Annotated in this window: 26 protein-coding genes; 13 read left to right on the top strand and 13 right to left on the bottom strand. The window is 68.6% G+C overall.

Going from position 1 to position 22,691, the window contains the following annotated elements; genetic code table 11:
- Positions 1–504 precede the first annotated feature (504 nt).
- The 6 genes from ACYVKL_RS17600 (at position 505) to ACYVKL_RS17575 (ending at position 6,556) form a co-directional block, all read left to right on the top strand.
- Positions 505–1,149 carry a histidine phosphatase family protein gene (locus tag ACYVKL_RS17600; protein WP_357192368.1) on the top strand — a complete coding sequence of 215 codons (645 nt, stop codon included), beginning with the start codon at positions 505–507 and terminating at the stop codon, positions 1,147–1,149.
- Positions 1,146–1,784 (top strand): TlpA family protein disulfide reductase, encoded by a 639-nt coding sequence (locus ACYVKL_RS17595; protein ID WP_379164635.1) that lies wholly within the window; start codon positions 1,146–1,148, stop codon positions 1,782–1,784. The genes ACYVKL_RS17600 and ACYVKL_RS17595 overlap by 4 nt, the downstream gene beginning before the upstream one ends.
- Positions 1,785–1,789: 5 nt before the next feature.
- Positions 1,790–2,614 carry a cytochrome c biogenesis CcdA family protein gene (locus ACYVKL_RS17590; protein ID WP_379164633.1) on the top strand — a complete coding sequence of 275 codons (825 nt, stop codon included), beginning with the start codon at positions 1,790–1,792 and terminating at the stop codon, positions 2,612–2,614.
- Between the two features lies 1 nt (position 2,615).
- Positions 2,616–4,235 carry a cytochrome c biogenesis protein ResB gene (gene resB / locus ACYVKL_RS17585; protein WP_379164631.1) on the top strand — a complete coding sequence of 540 codons (1,620 nt, stop codon included), beginning with the start codon at positions 2,616–2,618 and terminating at the stop codon, positions 4,233–4,235.
- Positions 4,235–5,224: a c-type cytochrome biogenesis protein CcsB gene (ccsB, locus tag ACYVKL_RS17580; RefSeq protein WP_213559156.1), complete on the top strand. Its 990-nt coding sequence runs from the start codon at positions 4,235–4,237 to the stop codon at positions 5,222–5,224. The genes resB and ccsB overlap by 1 nt, the downstream gene beginning before the upstream one ends.
- A 141-nt stretch (positions 5,225–5,365) precedes the next feature.
- Positions 5,366–6,556, top strand: coding sequence for a 3-ketosteroid-9-alpha-monooxygenase, oxygenase component (locus ACYVKL_RS17575; protein ID WP_379164629.1), 1,191 nt, complete (start codon positions 5,366–5,368; stop codon positions 6,554–6,556).
- A 79-nt stretch (positions 6,557–6,635) separates the two neighbouring features.
- On the opposite strand, the gene ACYVKL_RS17570 is transcribed toward ACYVKL_RS17575, so the two are convergent.
- The 3 genes from ACYVKL_RS17570 to ACYVKL_RS17560 all read right to left on the bottom strand — a co-directional run bounded on the left by ACYVKL_RS17570 (position 6,636) and on the right by ACYVKL_RS17560 (position 7,519).
- Complete coding sequence (locus tag ACYVKL_RS17570) at positions 6,636–6,836, bottom strand: hypothetical protein (RefSeq protein WP_357190438.1); 201 nt, start codon at positions 6,834–6,836, stop codon at positions 6,636–6,638.
- Between the two features lie 181 nt (positions 6,837–7,017).
- On the bottom strand, positions 7,018–7,215 hold the full coding sequence (locus ACYVKL_RS17565) for a hypothetical protein (RefSeq protein WP_379164627.1): 198 nt from the start codon (positions 7,213–7,215) through the stop codon (positions 7,018–7,020).
- Between the two features lie 73 nt (positions 7,216–7,288).
- On the bottom strand, positions 7,289–7,519 hold the full coding sequence (locus tag ACYVKL_RS17560) for a BldC family transcriptional regulator (RefSeq protein ID WP_213559159.1): 231 nt from the start codon (positions 7,517–7,519) through the stop codon (positions 7,289–7,291).
- 252 nt (positions 7,520–7,771) lie between these two features.
- Between ACYVKL_RS17560 and ACYVKL_RS17555 the strand changes: the two genes are divergently transcribed.
- Both ACYVKL_RS17555 and cds1 read left to right on the top strand, forming a co-directional pair.
- Complete coding sequence (locus tag ACYVKL_RS17555) at positions 7,772–8,083, top strand: DUF4229 domain-containing protein (RefSeq protein ID WP_379164625.1); 312 nt, start codon at positions 7,772–7,774, stop codon at positions 8,081–8,083.
- Positions 8,080–9,165 carry an L-cysteine desulfhydrase Cds1 gene (gene cds1 / locus ACYVKL_RS17550; RefSeq protein ID WP_379164623.1) on the top strand — a complete coding sequence of 362 codons (1,086 nt, stop codon included), beginning with the start codon at positions 8,080–8,082 and terminating at the stop codon, positions 9,163–9,165. The genes ACYVKL_RS17555 and cds1 overlap by 4 nt, the downstream gene beginning before the upstream one ends.
- A 53-nt stretch (positions 9,166–9,218) precedes the next feature.
- Here the strand turns inward: cds1 and ACYVKL_RS17545 are convergent, their stop codons facing one another.
- The gene (locus ACYVKL_RS17545; protein WP_379164621.1) at positions 9,219–10,088 is read right to left on the bottom strand and encodes a helix-turn-helix domain-containing protein; all 870 of its coding nucleotides are present in this window, start codon (positions 10,086–10,088) and stop codon (positions 9,219–9,221) included.
- A gap of 195 nt (positions 10,089–10,283) precedes the next feature.
- On the opposite strand from ACYVKL_RS17545, the gene ACYVKL_RS17540 reads away from it, so the two are divergent.
- The 4 genes from ACYVKL_RS17540 (at position 10,284) to ACYVKL_RS17525 (ending at position 11,882) form a co-directional block, all read left to right on the top strand.
- Positions 10,284–10,517: a hypothetical protein gene (locus ACYVKL_RS17540; RefSeq protein ID WP_379164619.1), complete on the top strand. Its 234-nt coding sequence runs from the start codon at positions 10,284–10,286 to the stop codon at positions 10,515–10,517.
- A 104-nt stretch (positions 10,518–10,621) separates the two neighbouring features.
- Positions 10,622–10,843, top strand: coding sequence for a helix-turn-helix domain-containing protein (locus ACYVKL_RS17535; protein WP_033089567.1), 222 nt, complete (start codon positions 10,622–10,624; stop codon positions 10,841–10,843).
- A complete protein-coding gene (locus tag ACYVKL_RS17530; protein WP_379164616.1) occupies positions 10,843–11,433 on the top strand; it encodes a Clp protease N-terminal domain-containing protein in 591 nt (196 codons plus the stop codon). The genes ACYVKL_RS17535 and ACYVKL_RS17530 overlap by 1 nt, the downstream gene beginning before the upstream one ends.
- 68 nt (positions 11,434–11,501) lie before the next feature.
- Positions 11,502–11,882 (top strand): phage holin family protein, encoded by a 381-nt coding sequence (locus tag ACYVKL_RS17525; RefSeq protein WP_379164614.1) that lies wholly within the window; start codon positions 11,502–11,504, stop codon positions 11,880–11,882.
- Positions 11,883–11,905: 23 nt separating this feature from the next.
- On the opposite strand, the gene ACYVKL_RS17520 is transcribed toward ACYVKL_RS17525, so the two are convergent.
- Positions 11,906–12,775 (bottom strand): 1,4-dihydroxy-2-naphthoate polyprenyltransferase, encoded by an 870-nt coding sequence (locus ACYVKL_RS17520; RefSeq protein WP_213559166.1) that lies wholly within the window; start codon positions 12,773–12,775, stop codon positions 11,906–11,908.
- 51 nt (positions 12,776–12,826) lie between these two features.
- On the bottom strand, positions 12,827–13,282 hold the full coding sequence (locus tag ACYVKL_RS17515) for an SRPBCC family protein (RefSeq protein WP_379164611.1): 456 nt from the start codon (positions 13,280–13,282) through the stop codon (positions 12,827–12,829).
- A gap of 225 nt (positions 13,283–13,507) precedes the next feature.
- On the opposite strand from ACYVKL_RS17515, the gene ACYVKL_RS17510 reads away from it, so the two are divergent.
- A complete protein-coding gene (locus ACYVKL_RS17510) occupies positions 13,508–16,969 on the top strand; it encodes an AfsR/SARP family transcriptional regulator (RefSeq protein ID WP_379164609.1) in 3,462 nt (1,153 codons plus the stop codon).
- Positions 16,970–17,048: 79 nt separating this feature from the next.
- On the opposite strand, the gene ACYVKL_RS17505 is transcribed toward ACYVKL_RS17510, so the two are convergent.
- The 7 genes from ACYVKL_RS17505 to ACYVKL_RS17475 form a co-directional block, all read right to left on the bottom strand.
- The gene (locus ACYVKL_RS17505; RefSeq protein WP_379164607.1) at positions 17,049–17,888 is read right to left on the bottom strand and encodes an ABC transporter permease; all 840 of its coding nucleotides are present in this window, start codon (positions 17,886–17,888) and stop codon (positions 17,049–17,051) included.
- On the bottom strand, positions 17,885–18,898 hold the full coding sequence (locus tag ACYVKL_RS17500) for an ATP-binding cassette domain-containing protein (RefSeq protein WP_357190453.1): 1,014 nt from the start codon (positions 18,896–18,898) through the stop codon (positions 17,885–17,887). Before ACYVKL_RS17500 ends, ACYVKL_RS17505 begins: the two co-directional genes overlap by 4 nt.
- A 147-nt stretch (positions 18,899–19,045) precedes the next feature.
- Positions 19,046–20,185 (bottom strand): o-succinylbenzoate--CoA ligase, encoded by a 1,140-nt coding sequence (menE, locus tag ACYVKL_RS17495; protein WP_379165768.1) that lies wholly within the window; start codon positions 20,183–20,185, stop codon positions 19,046–19,048.
- Between the two features lie 108 nt (positions 20,186–20,293).
- Positions 20,294–20,674, bottom strand: a complete 381-nt coding sequence (locus tag ACYVKL_RS17490; RefSeq protein ID WP_379164605.1) for a DUF3349 domain-containing protein — start codon at positions 20,672–20,674, stop codon at positions 20,294–20,296.
- A 25-nt stretch (positions 20,675–20,699) separates the two neighbouring features.
- Positions 20,700–20,969, bottom strand: a complete 270-nt coding sequence (locus ACYVKL_RS17485; RefSeq protein ID WP_213559172.1) for a hypothetical protein — start codon at positions 20,967–20,969, stop codon at positions 20,700–20,702.
- Positions 20,970–20,980: 11 nt separating this feature from the next.
- Complete coding sequence (locus tag ACYVKL_RS17480) at positions 20,981–22,192, bottom strand: inorganic phosphate transporter (RefSeq protein WP_379164603.1); 1,212 nt, start codon at positions 22,190–22,192, stop codon at positions 20,981–20,983.
- Positions 22,193–22,285: 93 nt separating this feature from the next.
- Positions 22,286–22,678 carry a VOC family protein gene (locus tag ACYVKL_RS17475; RefSeq protein WP_379164601.1) on the bottom strand — a complete coding sequence of 131 codons (393 nt, stop codon included), beginning with the start codon at positions 22,676–22,678 and terminating at the stop codon, positions 22,286–22,288.
- Positions 22,679–22,691 lie beyond the last annotated feature (13 nt).

The raw sequence follows: 22,691 nt of genomic DNA, 5'->3' as shown, positions 1-22,691 counted from the left end.
CCCGCCCAGCACGAGGCCCCGCTGTCCGCCGACGAGGCGACCCGCCTGCTGGACTCCATCCGCCAGGCCGAAGGCGAACTCGCCGAGACCGGCGAGCAGATCGCCGTCGTCGCGGTGGCCGAATCCGCCTCCGCCGCAACGGAATCGCAGGTTTCCGAGGCGGCCACCGACCGCGCTGATCAGGATGTCGCGGAGGTCGCCGGAAGTGGCGCCGCCGCCACCGAATCCGAGAGCCGTTACGACGACCCGACCCCGGTGTTCGAGGCTGCCGTGTCCGCGGCGGAGGAGTTCGCCGCCCCGGTCGTCGAGACCCCGGCCGCGTCGTTCGTTGCCGCTGACGTCGATGACGCCGTGGAATCTCCCGCCGATGTCGCTTCGTTCTCGTCCGAAATCGTGGTCGAGGTCGATCCCGACGCCGACGAATCCGCTGAATTGGACACGGAATTCGTTGCCGCGGAAGAGATCGACCCGATCCAGGTGACCGGCGTCGGCAGCGGATTGATCCTGCCCGGTGACGTGGCCGGTGACGTCGAGACGATCGTCCACGTGCTGCGGCACGGCGAGGTGCACAACCCGAACGGTGTGCTGTACGGGCGCCTGCCCGGCTTCCAGCTGTCGGTGACGGGCCGCGCGCAGGCGCAGGCCGTGGCGCGCTCGCTGGCCGACCACGACATCGCGCTGGTGGTGGCGTCGCCGCTGCAGCGGGCGCAGGAGACCGCGAATCCGATCGCGACCGGGCACGGCCTGGTCATCCGCACCGACGACAACCTGATCGAGGCGGGCAACACCTTCGAGGGCCTGCGGGTCACGGCCGGTGCTCTGCGTAAGCCCCGGCACTGGTGGAAGCTGCGCGACCCGTTCTCCCCGTCGTGGGGCGAGCCGTATCTGCAGATCGCGCACCGCATGCTGGCCGCGGTGAACAAGGCGCGGGTGGAGGCCGCCGGCCGCGAGGCCGTGCTGGTGTCGCATCAGCTGCCGGTGTGGACCCTGCGCCGTTTCCTGCAGGGCCAGCGCCTGTGGCACGACCCGCGCAACCGCCAGTGTTCGCTGGCGTCGCTGACTTCCCTGGTCTACCAGGGCGATACGTTGATCGACATCGTCTACTCGGAGCCCGCGGGCGCGTCCGATCCCTCGGTGACCGGGGCATGAGCCGCGCCATCGCGTCCCGGCCCGGATCCGCCCGCCGCCCGCTGCGGCGGGTGGCGGCCGTGCTGGCGGGACTGACCGTGGTGGCTGTGCTCGCCGGATGCACGACGGCGGGCAAGGACGCGGTGGCCCAAGGCGGCACCTTCGACTTCGTCTCGCCGGGCGGCAAGACCGAGATCTTCTACGATCCGCCGGCCGCGCGCGGCACCATCGGCAAGCTGTCCGGCCCGGATCTGATGCACGACGGCAAGACCGCGTCGGTGGACGATTTCCCGGGCAAGGTCGTGGTCCTCAATATCTGGGGTCAGTGGTGCGGCCCGTGTCGCGCGGAAGTGTCTGCGCTGGAACAGGTTTACGAGGCGAGCAAGGACAAGGGCGTCGCCTTCCTGGGCATCGATGTCCGGGACAACCAGAAGGACAAGGCCCAGGATTTCGTGACCGACAACAAGGTCGGTTACCCCTCCGTCTACGACCCGTCCATGCGCAGCCTGCTGGCGCTCGGCGGCAAGTTCCCCACCAGCGTCATTCCCACCACCATCGTGCTGGACAAGCAGCATCGGGTGGCGGCGGTGTTCCTGCGCAGCCTGCTGGTCGAGGACCTGCAGCCGGTGGTGGATCGACTGGCGGCCGAGCAGTGAATCACGTGACCTACCTGGCGAGCGTGGGGGATTCGTTCCAGCAGACCGCCGCGACCGGCCCGCTGCTGCTGGCCCTGGGCGCGTGCGTGCTGGCCGGTCTGGTGTCGTTCGCGTCGCCGTGCGTGGTGCCGCTGGTGCCGGGCTACCTGTCGTATCTGGCCGGGGTGGTCGGTGCGGAGGCCCCGCCGGTGACGGTGGAGTCGGCGCGCAACGCGAGCACCACGGTGGCGAGCCGTGGTTCGGCGCGCCTGCGGGTGGCGGGCGCGGCAGCCCTGTTCGTGGCAGGTTTCACCGTCGTGTTCGTGCTGGCCGCCACCACCGTGTTCGGCACCATGCAGGCGCTGGACGTCAATCGTGAACTGCTGCAACGGGTCGGCGGCGTGGTGACCATCGTGATGGGCCTGGCCTTCATCGGCCTGATCCCGGTGCTGCAGCGCGACACCCGGATGGAGCCGCGCCGGTTCAGCGGCATCATCGGGGCGCCGTTGCTGGGCGCGGTGTTCGCGCTGGGCTGGACTCCGTGCCTGGGCCCGACGCTGTCGGGCGTGATCTCGGTGTCGGTCGGCACCCAGGGCGCCACCGCGGTCCGCGGCGTGGCCCTGATCGTGGCCTACTGCCTGGGCCTGGGCCTGCCGTTCATCATCCTGGCCTTCGGTTCGGCGACCGCGCTGCGCGGCGTTGGCTGGTTGCGCCGTAATTCCCGCACCATCCAGGTGATCGGCGGACTGCTGTTGGTGGCCGTCGGCATCGCCCTGGTGACCGGATCGTGGGACCTGTTCGTCTCCTGGGTCCGCGACGCCTTCGTCTCGAATGTGACCCTGCCGATCTGACATGACTGCCACCATCGAAACCCCCAGCGCCCCCACCCGTCCGCCGCGTCCGTCGCTGCCGCGCCGCGCCTTCGGCCTGCTGCGCAATACCTGGCGCGGCCTGACCAGCATGCGCACCGCGCTCATGCTGCTGTTCCTGCTGGCCCTGGCCGCCTTTCCGGGCGCGCTGCTGCCGCAGCGCAGCCTGAACGCGGGCAAGGTCGACGACTACATCCGCAATCGCGAGACCCTGGGTCCGTGGATGGACCGGTTGCAGCTGTTCGACGTGTTCTCCAGTTTCTGGTTCACGGCCGTCTACGTGCTGCTGTTCGTTTCGCTGGTGGGCTGCATCCTGCCGCGCTGCGTGGACCACTACCGCGCGTTGCGCGCCCCGCTGACCAAGGCGCCGCGCAATCTGTCGCGGCTGCCGCATCACTGGTCCGGCGCCGATGCGGCCACCCCGGAGCAGGTGCTGGATCGGGCTAGCGGCCAGATGCGCGGCTGGCGCACGGTGGTGCAGCCCGGCGAGCGCGAGGGGGAGCTGACCCTCTCGGCGGAGAAGGGCTACACCCGCGAGCTCGGCAACCTGGTCTTCCACTTGGCCCTGGTGTGCCTGCTGGCCGCGATCGCGATCGGCAAGCTGTTCGGCTACGAGGGCAATGTGGTGGTGCTGGCCAACGACGGGCCGGGTTTCTGCACGACGTCGCCCGCGGTGTTCGACTCGTTCAAGGCCGGCAATGTCAACGACGGCACCGGGCTGACCCCGATGTGCGTGCGGGTCAAGGACTTCAAGGCCGACTACCTGAAGAACGGTCAGGCGGCGATGTTCACCTCGAACATCCAGTATCAGACCGGTTCGGATCTGGCCGACGGCAAGTGGAACGACACCACCATTCAGGTGAACCATCCGCTGCGTGTCGCCGGGGACCGGGTGTACCTGCAGGGCCACGGTTTCGCGCCCAAGTTCACGGTGACCTTCCCGAACGGGCAGACCCGCACCGAGGCCATCCAGTGGAAGCCGGACGACGGCACCACCTTCCTGTCCTCGGGTGTGCTGCGCATCGATCCGCCGGGCGGCATGTATCCGAACGAGGACGAGCGCCGCAAGCATCAGGTCGCGATCCAGGGCCTGTTCGCGCCGACCGCGTTGATGCACGGGCAGTTGCTGACCTCCCGCTATCCGGCGATGACCGATCCGGCCGTCGCGATCGACATCTACCAGGGCGATACCGGTCTGGACACCGGTCGCGCGCAGTCGTTGTTCTCGCTGGATCCGGAGATGATCAAGCAGGGCCGGCTGGTGAAGGCGCAGCGGGTGAACCTGAAGCCGGGGGAGACCTCGACGCTGGCCGACGGCACCAAGGTGACCTTCGACGGTGCGGAAGAGTTCGTGAACCTGCAGGTTTCGCATGATCCGGCGCAGCAGTGGGTGCTGGTGTCGGCGCTGACCATGATGGCGGGCCTGCTGGTGTCGCTGCTGGTGAAGCGCCGCCGCATCTGGCTGCGCGTGTACCCGGACACCGCGACGGACGGTGTACGACGTACCGTAGTAGAAATGGGCGGATTGGCCCGCACCGACCAGGCCGGTTGGGGCGGCGAGTTCGACCGCCTGCGCGAGCGGCTGCTGACGGGAGAGAAGTAATGCCGATCGACGAGAACCTCGCCTCCTACAGCGACCTCGGGTTCAAATCGGCCATCGTGATCTACGCGCTGGTCTGGATCATGCTGGTCTGGCAGTTCGCGCTCACCCGCACGGTGCCGACCACCACCCGCGAATTGGTCACCGCCGGAGGCGGTTCCGAGCCGGTCGCCGAACCGCCCGCACCGAACGTGCCCGGCAAGGTGGAGCCCCGCGGCGCCGGTCGCCCGTTCTCCGAGCGGCTCGGCAATATGGGCTTCGCGGTGCTGTTCGTCGGCTTCGGCGTGCACGTGGCCTCGATCGTGTTGCGCGGCTTCGCGACCCACCGTTTCCCGCTGGGCAATATGTTCGAGTTCATCTCGATGGCCTGCGCGGCCGCGGTGCTGCTCGGCCTGATCCTGCTGAACGACCAGCGCTATCGCGGCATGTGGTCGTTCCTGCTGACCCCGGTGCTGATCCTGCTGTTCCTGGCGGGCACCAAGCTGCACGTGGACGCGGCCCCCGTGGTTCCCGCCCTGAAGTCCTACTGGCTGCCGATCCACGTCACCGTGATCTCGATCGGTTCGGGCGTCTTCCTGGTCTCGGGTATCGCGAGCCTGCTGTTCCTGTTCCGCATCTGGCAGCCCGCCGGCGCGGAGGCCGACAACATCTGGGGCCAGCTGGCCCGTCGTCTCCCCGACGCCCAGCTGCTGGACCGACTCGCCTACCGCACCACCATCATCGGCTTCCCGATCTTCGGTTCGGGCGTCATCCTGGGCGCGATCTGGGCCGAGGCGGCGTGGGGTCGTTTCTGGGGCTGGGATCCCAAGGAGACCTGTTCGTTCATCGCCTGGGTCCTCTACGCCGCCTACCTGCACGCCCGTGCCACCTCCGGCTGGCGTGACACCAAGGCCGCGTGGATCAACATCGCCGGTTTCGTCGCGATGCTGTTCAACCTCTTCATCATCAACATCGTGGTCAGCGGCCTGCACTCGTATGCCGGACTGAACTGATCCAGCGGTTTTCGAAGGCCCCGGCGCGGTAGCGCCGGGGCCTTCTTCGTGCCGGCACTACCCCTGAACGCTGTTGCGCTGTACGGTATTAAGCGACAGTGATTAGAACACGTTCTAGTTTTCAAGTGAGGGGACCTCGACATGGCAGTGTCGCCGGAAGGCCGCGTTCGCAAGGTTCGGGAGATCGATGTGGGCGAGGCGCCCTCGCGGTATGCGCGGGGATGGCATTGCCTCGGGCTGGCCGGCCCGTTCCGTGACGGCAAGCCGCATCAGATCTCGGCTTTCGGGACCAAGCTGGTGGTCTTCGCCGACAGCAAGAACGAGCTGCACGTGCTCGACTCCTACTGCCGGCACCTCGGCGGCGACCTCTCCATGGGTGAGGTCAAGGGCGACTCCATCGCGTGCCCGTTCCACGACTGGCGCTGGGGCGGCAACGGCAAGTGCACCGGGATTCCCTACGCCCGGCGGGTGCCGCCGCTGGCGCGGACCCGGTCCTGGACCACGCTCGAGCGCAACGGCCAGCTGTTCGTGTGGCACGACCACGAGGGCAACCCGCCCACCGACGAGGTGACGATCCCCTACATCGAGGGCCCGTTCACCGACGCCGAGGGCAACGGCCTGGAGACGATCGGCGACGGCTGGACCGACTGGACCTGGGAGTCCATGGTCATCGAGGGCTCCAACTGCCGCGAGATCATCGACAACGTCGTGGACATGGCCCACTTCTTCTACATCCACTACGCGTACCCGACGTTCTTCAAGAACGTCTTCGAGGGTCACGTCGCGACCCAGTACCTGGACTCCACGGCCCGCCCGGACAAGGGCATGGCCACCCAGTACGGCGGCGACTCGACCCTGAAGTCGGTGGCCTCCTACTTCGGCCCGTCGTACATGGTGAACCCGCTGATCAACAACTACAGCGGGTTCGAGCTCGAGACCGTGCTGATCAACTGCCACTACCCGATCTCGCAGGACGCGTTCGTGCTGCAGTACGGCATGTCGGTGCGCAAGCCGCAGGGTGTGAACGACGAGCAGGCCGACAAGATCGCCAAGAAGATGACCAAGGGCATCGGCGACGGCTTCCTGCAGGACGTCGAGATCTGGAAGCACAAGTCCAAGATCGAGAACCCGCTGCTGACCGAGGAGGACGGCCCGGTCTACCAGCTGCGCCGCTGGTACGAGCAGTTCTATGTGGACGTCGCCGATATCGACCCGAAGTCGGTGCAGCGCTTCGAGTTCGAGGTCGACACCACCAAGGCCAACGAGGCCTGGCAGGCGGAGGTCGCGGACAACCTGCGCCGCAAGGCGGAAGAGGAAGCCGTCAGCCACTGACGGCGGAATCCGCTGCCGCGCAAGGGCCCCGCGCCGGTCTCGGTCACCCGAGGCGAGGCGTGTGGGCCCTTCGGCCCTTTCACTCGGGCTCGTGCTCCCCGAGTTCGACGTCGGCCATGCGTACTTCGCCGCGGGTCAGCGGTTCGTAGTCCGAGCCGGTTTCCTCCCGGATCAGGTGCATTTCCGATAGTTGCCCGTGCCGCTCGGCCCGCCGGGCGGCCGCTCGCTCGTCCCCGGCCTTGCGCCGCGCGTCCTGCGACAGGTTCTGTTCACGCTCCATCGAGGCACCTCCACATGGGACCCGCTGTGGAACCAGTCTGGCTCAGTATGCGCGCGACGGCGGCGCGGGGCGATGGGCTCGGCCCGGAAAACGACCGTCCCCCGTGGGCTGCGCCGAGGCGGTTCCACGGGGGACGGTCACATATATCGCTATGGCTACTTCGTTGGCGAGCTTCGGTAATTCATTTGGATTCGCCATCACGATGCTCGCGGGCGAGCTTGGCGAGGAAATCCGGATCGTCTTCTGGACCGATGATGCGGTTGCGCCGAGCGGGTGCTGGGCCGGTGCCGGCCGATCGCTGGGGTCCGAAGGCCTTCCAGCACAGCATCGCGACGGTCACCACCGCGATGAGTGCCAACAGATACGTCACGTCGCTCACCTCCTGAGATCGAGGGTAATCCGAGTGCGTACCCGCAGCACGTGAAGCGGGCGGTTATCCGTGAAAATCGGTATTACACGCGGGCCTCGGTGGTGAGGGACCGCAAGAGTTGCAGAACTTCCGACTCCCGGAACCGGCGGTGACCGCCCGGAGTCCGGAGGGAGCCGAGCCGACCCGCGTGAGCCCATCGGGTCACGGTCTTCGGATCGACGTGGAACATGGCAGCGACTTGGCCTGGGGTGAGCAGGGTGTCCTGACCGGTGACGGAACCCAATGCGCGGCTCGCCGCGGTGAACGCAGTCATTCGCAAACCTTTCCGTTTCGACAGATCCCTCATCAGTAGCGACATCGTTGCACTGCAACCCCCGGGTGTTCGAACGGTCTCGCTTTAGTAAAGAGGAAGTAATAGACAAAACGGATATCCGTTATGTGTTTACGGTCACGTTTGGCCGTGACGCAGCGAACCGCCAGCGACATACGGGGCGGTTGGCTTTCTGACCTGGGCGGACGAGGGCCGCGGCGGTTTCCAGTTCCGCCGTCACCTAGGCTGGGCGGCGTGAGTGAAGCAACCCGACCCGACGGTGCGGGCCGCAGCCTGGCCCGCAATCTGGCCCTCTACACCGTGGCCCGGCTCGGGCTGGTCGTCATCATCACCGCGGTCATCATGGGTGTGGCCGCCCTGGTGAAGGTGTCCATTCCGCTCATCGTCGCCCTGCTGTTCGGCCTGCTCATCGCCATGCCGCTGTCGCTGGTGCTGTTCAAGAAGCTGCGGACCCAGGTCAACAAGGACATCGCGGCGGTGGACGCCAAGCGCCGCGCGGACCGCGATCAGCTGCGCTCACGGCTGCAGGGCAAGGGCGAGCAGTGAAACGCTGCGATCGCAGCGCACCCCGCGACTGGGTGGACAACGCCGTCCGGCTCATCGACGCAGACTCCCAGCGCAGCGCGGACACGCATTTGCTGCGCTACCCGCTGCCCCCGGAGTGGGGCGTTCAGCTTTATCTGAAGGATGAATCCACCCATCCGACCGGCAGTCTCAAGCACCGCCTGGCGCGATCGCTGTTCCTGTACGCCATTTGCAACGGCTGGGTCACCGAGGGCACCACGGTGGTGGAGGCTTCGTCCGGATCGACCGCGATCAGCGAGGCGTACTTCGCGAAGATGCTGGGCCTGGACTTCGTCGCCGTGGTCCCGGCCAAGACGTCTCCGGAGAAATTGGCCCTCATCGAGGCCCAGGGCGGACGCTGTCACCTGGTCGAACGCGCCCCCGACATCTACGCCGAGGCGGCGCGCTTGGCGGCCGAGACCGGCGGCCACTATATGGACCAGTTCACCAATGCCGAGCGCGCCACCGACTGGCGCGGCAACAACAACATCGCGGAATCCATCTTCCAGCAGATGAAGCTGGAGACCCATCCGGTGCCGGACTGGGTGGTGGTGGGCGCGGGGACCGGCGGCACCGGTGCGACCATCGGCCGCTATCTCCGCTACAAGCGGCACGCCACGCGGCTGGCCGTGGTGGACCCGGAGAATTCGGCCTTCTACGGCGGCTACGAGCTGGGGGATCCGGGGTTCGAGACCGGGATGCCGTCGCGGATCGAGGGTATCGGGCGGCCGCGGGTGGAACCGTCGTTCGTGCCGACGGTGGTGGACTGCATGATCGAGGTGCCGGACGCGGCCTCGGTGGCGGCTACCCGGCATGCCGGCACGGTGCTGGGCCGGCGGGTGGGCGGCTCCACGGGCACCAATCTGTGGGGGGCCTTTGCCCTGATTGCCGAGATGATCGCGGAGAACCGTACCGGCAGTGTGGTGACGCTGCTCTGTGACGGCGGAGACCGTTATGCCGGAACCTATTTCAATGACGAATGGGTTGCCGACCAGGGGCTGAGCTTGGCCGAGCCCACCGCGACACTGACCGAATTCATCGCCACCGGTACTTGGTCGGGCTAGTTTCCGCACGGCACGACGGGTCGGCTGATATCGGTTGGTCACTCATCGGAAAGTTAGCTATCAAGTTGCCGCAAGGGGGTTGTCGGCATCGGATCTTTGCCTTGCGCAACGTTTTTCGGGCGTATCGGCGGGGTCGCAGTGCCCTCGGGGCTGTTAATAGCCCTTGACGTTTCGGGGCGCTGCCGCATCACCGGACGGGTCACCGCGGTGGGTCGATCCACGACGGTGCCCATCACCAGAAGCCACGATTGCAGCGTCGATTGGGTGCGCCACAGATTGATCCGGAGCTCAGTGATGGCCAGTGTCCTCGGGTTGCGCACCAACTTGGTGAGATCGCCGCGTTCGACCGCCACCGTGTCGGAATGCCACAGCAGTGCGAAATCCGGGTCGACCAGGCAGCGTTCGAGGATCTCGGCCCCGCGCTCGTCCTCGCCGGCGCGCGCGAGCTGCATGCGGAACCGGCTGACCGCCATGCGAGTCTCGTTGTCCCAGTTCACCATCACGGTGCGCGAGATCGGATTGAAGAACAGCCATTCCAGGTAGTTCGCGCCGGCCACCATCTCGGGGAAGAACTCGTGGTGCGCGGCATTGACGGCGACGATGTCCCACAGTCCGGTGATGTAGGCGCCGATGGCGGGGTTGAGCAGGTCCAGGTATTCCAGATCCGCCGCGGTCGGCTGGTCCGGTTCGATGCGCGGCAGCGGTCCCTCGGCGAGCACGAGCGCATACTCGAAATCGACCGGTGTCAGCTTGAGTGCGGTGGTGAGGGATTCGATCACCCGTCGGGACGGATTGGCGCCGCCTTCGATCTTGGTCAGGTAGGGCACCGAGAGGTTGGCCAGCCAGGCCAATTGTGGGCGCGTGAGATTCGCTGTGGTGCGGCGCTGGCGAATGTACTCGCCGAACGTAGGAACTCCATCCATTTACTTAGGCAGACCTTACTTGTATGGCCGTCAGGTACACACGCGGTTGCCGACGGATACCCGTGCGGTTCTTGCTGGACGGGGGCTCGGGCGATCCGTTCTGCTCCAATAGTTTGAAACAACAACAAATGGGGAGTCGAGTTGGGGCAGCAACCACGGGCAGCCGGAGATATGAATGTCACATTCGGGCCATGGGTGATCTCGAGGGCGCACGGTCGCGCCGTCACCACGCAGCGCGGCACGATCGGCAACGCCTGGGAGCCGACCGCACTCGGCCTGTATCGGGATCGCGACGGCGATCTCTGGGAGAAGGAAGCCGGCGGCTGGCGGCTCCGGCTGCAGGACGGTGTCCCGGTGGATCCCGACGCGCTGTGGGACTGGACCGACGGCTGCGTGCGCGACTACGCCCCGTTCGTCCCCTGTAGCTGAGGCGGCGCTCCATGCCGTCCGCGGGGTTCCGCCGACGGTGAACATCCCTTCCGGATTGTCAATTTTCGTTGACGCGCCGCGAGTGTCAACGTAAATTGACACTCATGAGTGAAGCAACGACTCTGGCGGCCGCCGCCGGCAGCCCCGACCCCCAGGTCGGGCTCCGCGCGGTGCTCGCGCTGCGTCGGCTGCTCGAGCGACTCGAGGCCATCCAGGTCACCAATGCCCGCAAACAGGGCTGGTCCTGGCAGGCCATCGCCGACGCGCTCGAGGTCAGCCGGCAGGCGGTCCACCAGAAGTACAACCGGAAGGGCGGTATCCGCTGATGTTCGAACGATTCGCCAAACCCGCCCGCACCGCGGTCGTCCTGGCCCAGGAGGAAGCGCGCGACCTGTGCTCCTCGACCATCGAGGTCGAGCACATGCTGCTCGGACTGCTCGCCTGCCCGGACGGCGGCCTGCGGGAAATCCTTGCGGCGCACGGCCTCGCCGCCGACGACGTGCGAGAGGCGCTGGCCCGCAAGCGGACCGGGGAACCGCTCGGCGCCGAGGACGCGGAGGCCCTGCGTTCCATCGGCATCGATCTCGACGCCGTCCGGGAGAGCCTCGAGGCGACCTTCGGCGAGAACGCCCTCGACGAGGCGGCCGTACCCCCCGAGGGATCGCGCTGGCGCAAGTACTGGGGGGCGGAAGGCGGCCCGCGCGGCCACATCCCCTTCACCTCGGATTCGAAGAAGATCGTCGAGCTCTCCCTGCGGGAGGCGTTGGCCCGCAAGGACGACCGCATCGAGGCCGGGCACATGGTGCTGGCCGTGCTGCGCGCGCCCAACCCGGTCACCCGGCGGCTGCTCGGCGACGACGACGCGGTCCGCACCCTGCGTGACGCGGTGACGGGGTACCTGGATCGCGCGGCCTGATCCGGTGCCACGGTCGGGCAGGTCCGGGATATCCGGCCCCGGCGGCGATCTCGCCCTACGATCGGGGCATGACGCTACTGATACGTCTGCTGATCAACGGGGTGGCCATCTGGTTGGCCGCCGCCTGGGTGAACGGCATCGAGATCAAGACCCCCGAGGACACCACCCAGAGCAAGATCCTGGTGATCGCTGCCATCACAGTGGTGTTCGCGATCGTGAACACGCTCGTGAAACCGATCGTGAAGGTGCTCTCGTTCCCCTTCATCGTGGTGTCGCTGGGCCTGTTCCTGCTGGTGATCAACGCGCTCATGCTGTGGCTGACCGCGAAGATCACCGGCACCACCGATTACGGCCTGCGGGTGGACGGCTTCTGGGCGGCGGTGCTCGGCGGTCTGATCATCTCGCTGGTGAACTGGGTGCTCGGCGTCCTGGTCCCCGACGAGGACTGAGCCCGGCCGGCCGGCCGCGCGGGCTAACCGATGGCCAGCGCGGCGGCCACCACGATCGACCAGACCAGCATCGCCTGACCGGTACCGGCAAGGGCGGGAATCAGACCCGGCCCGTTCTTGCCGGTCCGGACCGGCTCGTTGGCCTTCACCGCGAGCGGCAGCGCCACCAGCGCGGCCAGCGTCCACGGACTGCGCCAGGCCAGCAGGGCCAGGGCCAGGAACGGGATCAGGATCAGCACCTGGTGCAGGGTGCGGGTGCGGGCGTCGCCCAGCCGCACGGCCAGGGTGAGCTTGCCCGATTCGGTGTCGGTGGGAATGTCGCGCAGATTGTTGGTGACCAGCACCGCGCTGGAGAACGCGCCGACCGACACCGCACACACCAGCCCGGCCCAGTCGACCCGTCCGGCCTGCACGAACTCGGTGCCCAACACCGCCACCAGGCCGAAGAACACGAAGACCGCGATCTCACCGAAGCCGCTGTAGCCGTACGGGTTCCGGCCGCCGGTATAGAACCAGGCCCCCGCCAGGCAGGCCGCGCCGACCAGGATCAGCCACCAGGCGGTGGTGAACACCAGCACCAGCCCGACCGCCGCGCCGACCGTCAGGCAGGCGATGGCGGCATTGCGCACCGCGGCCGGGGACGCGAGCTTGGAGCCGACCAATCGCAGCGGGCCGACCCGCTCGTCGTCGGTGCCGCGGATGCCGTCGGAGTAGTCGTTGGCGTAGTTGACGCCGATGATCAGCGCCACCGAAAGCAGCAGGCACAGCACCGCTTTCCACCACACGAACCCGTCGATCGAGGCCGCGGCGCCGGTGCCCGCGAGCACCGGGGCGATGGCGTTCGGAAGGGTGCGCGGCCGCGCGCCCTCGATCCACTGTGCTGCTGTAGCCATGCACCGCAGCCTAGTGCGACAGTCGTCCGTCGTGCCCCCGCGCGGGCCCGGTCAGGCTTCGGCGGCGGCCTTGAGCTGGGCCAGGCCCTTCTCGAAGTCCTTACCCACCAGGCGATCCATCGGCATCAGCTTGCCGAACAGGGCCATGAAGCCGTTCTGCTCGCCGGTCATGCGCCAGGTCACCGCGGTGGTGTCGCCCTGCGGCCGGAATTCGAAGGTGACCCGGTTGGTCGCCTTGAACGGCTTCTCGAAGTGCAGCGCGATGCCGATGCTGTCGGCGGTGGCGGAGGTGATCTCCATGTCGCCGCGCCCGGCCTTGCGGTTGCCGTTCCAGGCGTAGCGGGCGCCGATGCCGCGATCGGCGCCGCTGTAGACGCGTTCCATGGCGGGGTCGGCGTCCTCCCACGGCGACCACGTGCGCCACTGGTGGAAGTCGTCGACGAGCTCTTGGACCCGGGCGGGAGCGGCCTTGATGACCGTTTCCCGGTGAATGTCGAATTCGGCCATGCCCTGAGCCTAAGCGCTGCCCGGGCGCTGATGGCCGACCCGCGCAAATCCGGTTGAACCGAGTCCGGTCCTCCGGGTAAGCCGATACCCGCGCGCCGGTGCGGGTGACATCGCGCACCGGGCTCGGCGGAACCGGCGGCCAGGTGGCCGCTCGCCTACGATTGGCAAGGAATGAATTCGGAAAAAGGCAGTTCGAGCAGCGCACGAGGCGCGCGGGTGGCGACGATGGGCGACTCGACCCTGATAGCCCTGCTGGGCGAGATCGCATTGCGCCGCGACGGCGCGCTCGCCGCCGTACCCGGCGCCCGGGCCCGGCTGCTGGTGGCGGCCCTGGCCGTGCACCCCGGCCGCAGCCGCAGCGCGCAGGCCCTGATCGACGACGTGTGGGGTGAGGATCCGCCCCGCGCCCCGATGAACGCCCTGCACACCCAGGTTTCGCGACTGCGTTCCGCGCTGCCCGAGGGCGTGCTCGAGATCGGCCCCGCCGGCTACCGGCTGATGCTGACCCCCGAACAGGTCGACCTGAGTCTGGCCCACCAGCTGGAAAGGCAAGCCCGCCAAGCCCATACCGCCGGCCACCACGCCGCCTGCCTGGACCTGCTGGCCGCCGCCCGCGCCCTGTGGCGCGGCGAACCCGCCGCGGACCTGCCGCCCGGACCGGTCGCCGAGGAACTCGCGACCCTCGCCGCCGCCCGCCGCCGCGCCCTGGATGTCCTGGAACTGGCCGCCCGCGAAGCCGCCGGCGACCTGCCCGCCGCCATCGACCTGGCCCAGCAGGCCGTGGCCGCCGACCCGTTCGACGAACCCGCGCACGGGACCCTGATGCGGCTGCTCGCCGCCGCGGGCCGCACCAACGAGGCCCTCGACGTGTTCGCGACCCTGCGCACCCGGCTGGTGGATCAGCTCGGCGCGGATCCGGGTCCGGCGCTGGTGGCCTTGAACACCGCCATCCTGCGCGGTGAACCGCTCCCCGGCGCCGCCCCTGGCTCACCGCCGAAAACTCTTGTGCGGCTCGATCCGCCGGCCGTCGAATCGGCCGCGGCGAACGGCCGCACCGGTCACGGAGACCCCGTGGGAGCGGTCTCCGGTTCCGGCTCTCTCGGATCCGGCCACGTCCCGGGCTCCGCCGCGGCTCCGGCGAACTCGCTGGGAGCCGGTCGCGCACAGCAGGCGGCTGGGGCGCGGGAACCGGTGGGGGAGAAGGCCATCGGTCTGCGGGTCGCTCCGAATCCTTTGCTGGGCCGTGAATCCGACCTGGAGCGGCTGGAGAAGCTGGTCCGGATCTCCCGGGTGACCACCGTGCTCGGCCCCGGCGGCACCGGGAAGACCCGCGTCGCCAATGAACTCGGTGCGCGCCTGGCCCACGACACCGCTGTGGCGCTGGTCGAATTGGCCTCGCTGCGTGCGGATCCGGAGAGTGTGGCCGATACCCGCGCCGAGATCGAGGTCGCCATCGCCGCCACGCTCGGCGTCACCGACGTCGGCCGCGAGACGAATGTGCTGCGCCAGCAGCGCGGCCGCGACATCGGGCAACGACTGCGCGAGGCCCTCGCGGTGCGGCCTACCCTGCTCATCCTCGACAACTGCGAGCATCTGATCGAGCCGGTCGCCGAGCTGGTCGCGGATCTGGTCGGGGCCAGCGATCAGCTGACGGTGCTCACCACCAGCCGAGCGCCATTGGAGATCACCGCCGAGGCCGTCTACCCGTTGCCGCCGTTGACCATCGACCCCGCCGGTTCACCCGCCACCGAACTGTTCGAGGCCCGCGCCCGCTCGGTGCGGCCGTCGGTGCGGCTCGACCCCGAGGTGGTGGCCCGCCTCTGCCGCACGCTGGACGGCTTGCCGCTGGCCATCGAACTGGCGGCGGCCCGGGTGCGCACCATGAGCGTGGAGGAGATCGACTCTCGTCTCGATCACCGTTTCGCTCTGCTGCGCAGCGGGGATCGCAGTTCGCCGCAGCGGCATCGCACCCTGTACGCGGTGATCGAGTGGAGCTGGAACCTGCTCGACGAGCCGCAGCGGGTCGCCCTGCGCCGACTGTGCCGATTCCCGGCGGGATTCACCCTCGCCGCGGCCGAGACCGTGCTGGCGGGTTCCGAAATCCGCGATGTCCCAACGGCTGTCGATGGTCTCGTGAGCCAGTCCTTGCTGACTGTGCTGGAAGACGAACAGGGCGGCACCCGCTACCGGATGCTGGAAACGGTGCGCGAATTCGGTGACGAGCAGCTCACCCTCACCGGTGAGGCCGACGCGGTGATGGACCGGATGTCGCAGTGGGCCAGGGAGTTCGCGCTGGCGACCGTGGCGGGATACCAAACGCCCGAGCAGATTGCCACCGTGCTGGCGCTCGGCGAGGAACAGGACAACCTGGTCGCCGTGCTCCGCTACGCCCTCGACCGCCGGGATGCGGCCGTGGTGCACACGGTCTTCCCGGTCCTGGCGGGCCTGTGGGTGTTGCGGGGCGCGCACATGGAACTGATCAGCTGGTCGCGGCGGATGATGACGGTACCGGCCCGGGTTCGTCCGGCGGTCGCGGCGGAGACCGATCTTCAGGTGCTGGGCAATCTGATGCTGGGCCTGCACATGCTGTTCGGTAATCCCGACCTGCGCGAGGTGGCGACGGTCCGCGGCTGGATCCGGCGCACCCTGAGCTCCGGTGCGCCGATGAGCCCGGTGTTCCGCTTTCTCGGCGAACTGGTGACGCGGTCGCGCACCACCATGCAGCTGGCCCGGCGGCTCGCCTACGGTGCCCGGTCCGGTGATCAGCAGATCCAGGTCACGGCATTGTTGTTGCGCGCCAACCTGTGTGAGAACAACGGCATCGTCTACGGTTCGATCCGCGACGGTGAGACCGCCATGCGCATCAATGCCGGGCGCGATGTCTGGAACACGGCGATGACCAGCCAGCACTTGGGCAGCCTGTACGGACAGTCGGGCCGTTACCCGGTGGCGGTCGACTACTACCGCCGGACCGTCGAGCTCATGGAGGAATACCGGGCCTGGGACGAAAGCGTCGAGATGCGCAGCTATCTGGCGGTGGCGCTGGCCGGTTCGGGAGAACCCGAGGCGGCGCGGCGGGCGCTGGAGCCGGTGCTGGGCTCGTACGGTGGCGTTCCCACGGTCGGCGCCGCGGTGATCCAGCCGAATCATCGGCTGGCCGTGGTGGCGGCCGCGCTCGCGGAAATCGAACTCGCCGAAGGCGATACCGAGACCGGATTGCGCCGGTTCCGGCAGGTGCTGCCGTTGCTGGACTGGCCGAACAGCGTCACCGTGCCCGGCCCCGGTGACATGATCCTGGCCTCGGTGACGATCGACGCGCATGTCCTGAACGGCCGTGCGGACCAGGTCCGCGGGGTTGCCGCCGAGCTGGTCGGCATCGCGGTGGTCAAGCTGGGCCAGTATTGGGATCTGCCGCAGCTGGGCTCGGTGGCCTGTGCGATCGGCAGCTGCTTGCTCGCCACGGGCTCGCACGTCGACCTCGGTCTGGATCTGCTGGCGTTGTCGCAGCGGGTCTTCGGCCGCCAGGACTATCCGTCCATGCGCTGGACCAGCCATGTCGACCTGCACTGGGCCGCGGTGGGTGGTGAGCGCATGGATGCCGCGTCGCACGCGGTGGCGGGGCTGGGTCGTCGCGAGGCCGCCGAGCGCATCATCGGACATCTGGGCGCGCTCGACGGCCTGCTCTGATACGGCTGTCGGAGGTACGAAAAACGCCCGCCCACCGGATGTTCCGGTGGGCGGGCGTTCGTCTCGGGCGCCGATCGGGTCAGGCGCGGCGCATGTACGCCCGCACCGCGAGCGGCGCGAAGATGGCGATCACCACGACCGAGCCGATCAGCGACCAGGCCAGGTTGGAGCTGTAGACGTTGCCGTTCATCAGTTCACGGGCGGCCTCGACCATGTAGTAGATGGGATTTGCCTTGTTGATGCCCTGCAGCCAGCCCGGCATGGTCGACGCCGGGGCGAACGCGCCGGACATGAACGTCAGCGGGAACATGATCATCATCGACATGCCTTGCACCGCAGGGGCGCTCTTGCCGGTGATGCCGATCAGCGCCCAGATCCAGCTGATGGCGAAGGAGCAGAACACCACCAGCAGCCCGGCGACCATCACGGCGACGAAACCGCCGTGCGGCCGGTAGCCCAGGATCAGGCCCATGCCCAGGGTCAGCGAGGTGGCCAGCGCGTAGCGCACCATGTCGGCGATCAGCGCACCGGCCAGCGCCGAGATGCGGGCGATGGGCAGGGATTTGAAGCGATCGAACACGCCCTTGTCCATGTCCTCACGCAGCTGGGTGCCGGTGACGACGGAGGTCAGCACCACGGTCTGGACCAGGATGCCGGGGATCAGGATGGGCAGGTAGTCGTGGACGTTGCCGCCGATCGCGCCGCCGAAGATGTAGGCGAACAGCGCGGTGAACAGGATCGGCTGCACGGTCACGTCGAACAGCTGCTCGGGATTGTGCTTGATCTTGACGATCCCGCGGTAGGCCATGGTGAGCGAATTCGCCACGGTCTGCTTGAACGGGATGTGGTTGGAGACTTCGGGAATGGGGGCGGCGGTGGCCGCGTGCCGCCCCGCGGGGGCGGTGAGAGTCGTGGTCATGCCGCGCTCCGTTCGGTGTCGGTGGTGTCGTCGTCCTCGGCGCCGTGCCCGGTGAGTGCGAAGAACACTTCGTCCAGGCTGGGCTTGGCGACATTGATCTCGTCGACCCGGATGTCGCTCTCGCGCAACCGGATCAGGATGTCGGTGGTGATGGCGGGGTCGGGCAGGGGCGCGGTGATGCGGCCCGCCTCGGGGGTGATGGTGGCGTCGACGACGCGGCCCGCGGCGCGGGACAGATACTCGCCCACCAGGATCCGGGCCTCGTCGATGCGGTCGCGGTCGGCCAGGGTCAGCTGCAGCGTGGACAGTCCGACCGAGGACTTGAGCTGGTCGGAGGTGCCGTCGGCGATGACCTTGCCGCGGTCGATGACCGCTATCCGGTCGGCGAGCTGATCGGCCTCGTCCAGGTACTGCGTGGTGAGCAGCACCGTGGAGCCGTCGCGCACCAGCCGCCGGATGGTGTCCCACATCTGGGCGCGGGTGCGCGGGTCGAGGCCGGTGGTCGGCTCGTCGAGGAACAGCAGCGGCGGGCGGGCGATCAGGCTGGCGGCCAGATCCAGGCGCCGCCGCATGCCGCCGGAGAAGTTCTCCAGCGCCTTGTCGGAGGCTTCGGTGAGGCCGAACTCCTCGAGCAGTTCGGCGGACTTGCGCCGCGACTCGGCCCGGGACAGGCCGAGCAGCCGCGAGAAGATCACCAGATTCTCGGTGGCCGTGAGCTTTTCGTCGACGGACGCGTACTGGCCGGTCACGCCGATCAGTGAGCGGACCGCGGTCGGTTCGGCCACCACGTCGCGGCCGAAGATGCGGGCGCTGCCGCCGTCGGGGCGGAGCAGGGTGGCGAGCATGCGGATGGTGGTGGTCTTGCCGGCTCCGTTCGGACCCAGCACGCCGTAGACGGCCCCCCGCGGCACCGCGAGACTCACGCCGTCCACGGCCCGCTGCTCCCCGAAGACCTTGACCAGGCCGTCCGCCTCGATGGCGAGCGTCTCAGCAGGTGTGTAAGAAGTCATGGCACTACCTTGGCGGCCGCCCCTTGCACCCCCCTTGCACAGCGATTGCATGCCCCACGCAAGCGGCTCTTGCGCGGGCGGCGAGCCGGTCCCGGGACGCGAAAAGGCCCGTTCACCTGCCGATGAACGGGCCGTGGTCGATCGTGCTCAGTGGGGTGACGCGGCCAACAGGACTTCGCGGAGCTTGGCGCGATCGGGCTTGCCGGGGCCGCGCAAGGGCAGCTCGTCGAGGACGGCGAGTTCGCGCGGGGCGGCGATGGCGTCGAGTTCGGCGACCACGTGGTCGCGCAGTTCGTCGAGGGTCGGGGCGGTCGCGCCGGGCGCGGGGACGATGGCGGTGACCACCCGCTGGCCGAGGCGGTCGTCGGGCAGGCCGAGGACCACGCATTCGGCGACGGCGGGGTGGGTGATCAGGACGGCCTCGACGACCTGGGGGATGACCAGCAGGCCGCCGGTCATGATGGCCTCGTCGAGGCGGCCCGTGATGGTGAGCACGCCGTTCTCGTCGAGGTGGCCCGCGTCCTCGGTCCGGAACCAGCCGGGTTCGGCGAAGGCGGGGTGGTCGGGGATGTTGCGGTAACCCCTGGCGATGGTGTCGCCGCCGAGCATGACCCGGCCGTCCTCGATGCGTACCTTCGTGCCCGTCAGCGGTACTCCCTCGTACACGCACCCGCCGCAGGTCTCGCTCATGCCGTAGGTGCGGAAGACCTTGATGCCCGCGGCGCGGGCCCGGTCCAGCACCGGCTTCGGGGTGGCGGCGCCGCCGACGAGCACGCCGTCGAGTCCGGCCAGGGCCGCGGTGGCGGCGGGTTCGTCGAGGGCCTTGATCAGCTGGGTGGGGACCAGCGAGGTGTAGCGACGCGGGCCGCGCATGCTCGCGATCGCGCCGACCAGGGCTTCGGGCAGGAAGCCACCGGACACGTCCAGGAAGGTCGGTTCGGTGCCGGCCAGAATGCTGCGCAGCAGCACCTGGATACCGGCGATGTGATGGGTGGGCAGCGCCAGCAGCCACTGGCCGGGCCCGCCCAGCCGTTCGTGGGTGGCGTCGCCGCTGGCCCGCAGATTGGCCGCGGTGAGCATGGCGCCCTTGGGATTTCCGGTGGTGCCGGAGGTGGTGACCACCAGGGCCACCTCGTCGTCGATGTCCTCGCCGGGCCGCAGGCTGCCGCTCAGGCGCTGGGTCTCGCGGCGGTCGGCGGTGGGGACGGGGAGCCAGGCGGGGCCGTTGCCCTCCAAGGCTTCCCGCAGATGCGGCAATACATCGCCCACCGCTGCGCCGGTGGGCATGGGGAGGATTCGGAGGGTATTGCTCACGTTCGCGATCGTGTCATTCCGTGGAGTGGCGGCGCGCGGTGGGGTCAGCGGCCGCGTATCGATGCTGCGGGGCTCGTGCGGTCAGTCGGACGTCGGTGTCGCCAGCGGCCATCCACCGGCTGCGAGCCTGGATGCCACTCGAGCGATATCGTCCTCGCCGGGCTGCTCCTTGGCAACTCGGGCGATGGCCGCCTCGATGTCGGCGCGTTCGATGTCGGTCCGCTCGATATCGGTGCCGGCCACCCGGTCCCGGACCAGCCGCTCCACCACGAGCTGCACCTCGTAGTCGGTGAGCCGCCGGTGCAGGACGGCGAGCAGCGCCACGTAGTCGGATTGCGGAATGCCCTGCGGGTATCCCGCTTTGAGCCAGTCCAGCACCTTCTGCAGCACGTTCTGCCGCGGCGGCGCGGCGACGGGGGCCGGGTCGGCGACGGGCTGGGCGGGGGTTTCCGGGGTACTCACGAGCGTGCCTTTCGATCAGGCGGCGTCACGCGCCGAGCAGGTGAATTCCGAGTCGGGTGGCGAGGAAGCCCTTTGCGATGAAGAGCACACCGACCACCACCGCGATCATGACCACCGCGAAGCAGAGTGTCGAGGCGACCAGCGCGGCGGTGCGGGTGACGCCGGTCGCACCGTCGTCCACCCGGGCGCGGCAGCGGATGCCGACGGCGAAGACGGTGGGCAGCCCGGCGCCGAAGAGCATGGCCGCCAGCATGACTCGCCACAGGTCGGAGAGGTTGTGCAGCAGGGTGTGCATCGCGGTCTCTCCTACCCGATTCCGACGGTGTCGTCGTTGCGGTGGTTCGGGGCGGGCGTCGCGGCCGGGGCAACGGGGGCCTCGGCGCCTTCCCATTCGGCGGTGACGTTGTGCGAGTTGACCACGGCGCGCTTGGACCGGAACCAGATCAGCGCGGCCATCGCGATCAGCAGCGCGAACACCACGAGCACGCCCACGGTGCCGCCGATGCCGTGCAGGATGGCCCAGCAGATCGCGCCCACCACGCCGGCCAGCGGCAGCGTCAGCACCCAGGCCACCACCATGCGGCCGAGCACGTTCCAGCGCACTTCCGCGCCGGGGCGGCCGATGCCGGAGCCGAGGATGGATCCGGTGACCACCTGCGTGGTGGACAGCGGCAGGCCGAAGTGGGCCGAGGTGAGAATGATCGCCGCGCTGGTGGATTCGGCGGCGAAGCCCTGCGGCGGCGCGATGTCGACCAGGCCCTTGCCCAGGGTGCGGATGATGCGCCAGCCGCCGAGGCAGGTGCCGGCGGCCATGGCGACGGCGCAGGACACGATCACCCACAGCGGCAGCGGGTCGGTGGCTTTGGCCGAACCGTGCGCGATGAGCGCCAGGAAGATGATGCCCATGGTCTTCTGCGCGTCGTTGGTGCCGTGCGCGAGCGAGACCAGGGAGGAGGTGCCGATCTGTCCCCAGCGGAAGCCGCGGGACACGGTCTTCTCGTTGCTGCCGCGGGTGATCCGGTACACCAGCCAGGAGGCGGCGGACGCGACCAGCGCGGCCACGACGGGGGAGAGCACGGCCGGGATGATGATCTTGGCGATGACGCCCTTGCTGCCCGCGGTCCAGATCACTCCGTGCAGGCCGAGCGCCGCCAGTGTCGAGCCGATGATGCCGCCGAACAAGGCGTGCGAGGAACTCGACGGCAAACCCAACAGCCAGGTGAACAGATTCCACAGGATGCCGCCGACCAGACCGGCGAAGACGATGTCGAGCAGGGCCCGTCCGCTCACCTCCGAGAGGTCGACGATGCCCGAGGCCACCGTCGCCGCGACGGCCACACTGAGGAAAGCACCGATGAGATTCAACGCCCCGGACAGGAGTACGGCGGTACGCGGCCGCAACGCCCCGGTGGCGATGGAGGTAGCCATCGCGTTCGCGGTGTCATGGAATCCGTTGGTGAAGTCGAACGCCAAGGCTGTGCAAACAACGATCAGCAGAACGAGCAGTTCGGCAGACACACCGATCAGTTTGCGTCATACCCTTTACGCTCTGTTAACCGGTGCCCCCGGACGTATTTCACAGTTACCTTCGTGCTAAGGACTGCGGCGACCTCAATCGTCGCCCCGGATGTCCCGGCGGATCGGGTGATTCGCCGGGATTTCCACCAGGACCAGCGGCACTTCGTCGGGGTCGCGGATCCACATCTCGATGAGCCCCCACGGTTCGCGCACGGGTGCGCGGTCGATGGCGATCCCGCGCAGCGCGAGTTCCGTGGCGGCGTCGGCGCAGTCGCGCACCTGCAGCCAGATCGCCCCCGCGAATCCGCTCGGGGCGTCGTCCGCGCGTCCGTGCCCGGCCACCTCGAGCAGCGCTTGCCCCGCGAAAAAGACCGTCCCGCCCGGATACTCGCGGGCGATGGCCAGGCCCAGCGCGTCGCGATAGAACGCGAGCGTCTTTTCGTAGTCGCGGGGCCGCAGGATTACCCGACTGCTCAGTATCTCCATGAGTGCAGCATGA

The organism is Nocardia tengchongensis, from assembly GCF_054781395.1.
This window is presented reverse-complemented; position numbering and strand designations above follow the sequence as displayed.

What these genes read in the sequence shown, in the direction of transcription:
- ACYVKL_RS17525 (WP_379164614.1), top strand. Translation starts at nt 11,502, where the DNA reads ATGACGCTACTGATACGTCTGCTGATCAACGGGGTGGCCATCTGGTTG.
- ACYVKL_RS17475 (WP_379164601.1), bottom strand. Translation starts at nt 22,678, where the DNA reads ATGGAGATACTGAGCAGTCGGGTAATCCTGCGGCCCCGCGACTACGAA.
- ACYVKL_RS17485 (WP_213559172.1), bottom strand. Translation starts at nt 20,969, where the DNA reads ATGCACACCCTGCTGCACAACCTCTCCGACCTGTGGCGAGTCATGCTG.
- ACYVKL_RS17505 (WP_379164607.1), bottom strand. Translation starts at nt 17,888, where the DNA reads ATGACCACGACTCTCACCGCCCCCGCGGGGCGGCACGCGGCCACCGCC.
- ACYVKL_RS17515 (WP_379164611.1), bottom strand. Translation starts at nt 13,282, where the DNA reads ATGGCCGAATTCGACATTCACCGGGAAACGGTCATCAAGGCCGCTCCC.
- ACYVKL_RS17595 (WP_379164635.1), top strand. Translation starts at nt 1,146, where the DNA reads ATGAGCCGCGCCATCGCGTCCCGGCCCGGATCCGCCCGCCGCCCGCTG.
- ccsB (WP_213559156.1), top strand. Translation starts at nt 4,235, where the DNA reads ATGCCGATCGACGAGAACCTCGCCTCCTACAGCGACCTCGGGTTCAAA.
- resB (WP_379164631.1), top strand. Translation starts at nt 2,616, where the DNA reads ATGACTGCCACCATCGAAACCCCCAGCGCCCCCACCCGTCCGCCGCGT.
- ACYVKL_RS17510 (WP_379164609.1), top strand. Translation starts at nt 13,508, where the DNA reads ATGGGCGACTCGACCCTGATAGCCCTGCTGGGCGAGATCGCATTGCGC.
- ACYVKL_RS17575 (WP_379164629.1), top strand. Translation starts at nt 5,366, where the DNA reads ATGGCAGTGTCGCCGGAAGGCCGCGTTCGCAAGGTTCGGGAGATCGAT.
- ACYVKL_RS17520 (WP_213559166.1), bottom strand. Translation starts at nt 12,775, where the DNA reads ATGGCTACAGCAGCACAGTGGATCGAGGGCGCGCGGCCGCGCACCCTT.
- ACYVKL_RS17535 (WP_033089567.1), top strand. Translation starts at nt 10,622, where the DNA reads ATGAGTGAAGCAACGACTCTGGCGGCCGCCGCCGGCAGCCCCGACCCC.
- ACYVKL_RS17545 (WP_379164621.1), bottom strand. Translation starts at nt 10,088, where the DNA reads ATGGATGGAGTTCCTACGTTCGGCGAGTACATTCGCCAGCGCCGCACC.
- menE (WP_379165768.1), bottom strand. Translation starts at nt 20,185, where the DNA reads ATGCCCACCGGCGCAGCGGTGGGCGATGTATTGCCGCATCTGCGGGAA.
- ACYVKL_RS17500 (WP_357190453.1), bottom strand. Translation starts at nt 18,898, where the DNA reads ATGACTTCTTACACACCTGCTGAGACGCTCGCCATCGAGGCGGACGGC.
- ACYVKL_RS17560 (WP_213559159.1), bottom strand. Translation starts at nt 7,519, where the DNA reads ATGACTGCGTTCACCGCGGCGAGCCGCGCATTGGGTTCCGTCACCGGT.
- ACYVKL_RS17570 (WP_357190438.1), bottom strand. Translation starts at nt 6,836, where the DNA reads ATGGAGCGTGAACAGAACCTGTCGCAGGACGCGCGGCGCAAGGCCGGG.
- ACYVKL_RS17530 (WP_379164616.1), top strand. Translation starts at nt 10,843, where the DNA reads ATGTTCGAACGATTCGCCAAACCCGCCCGCACCGCGGTCGTCCTGGCC.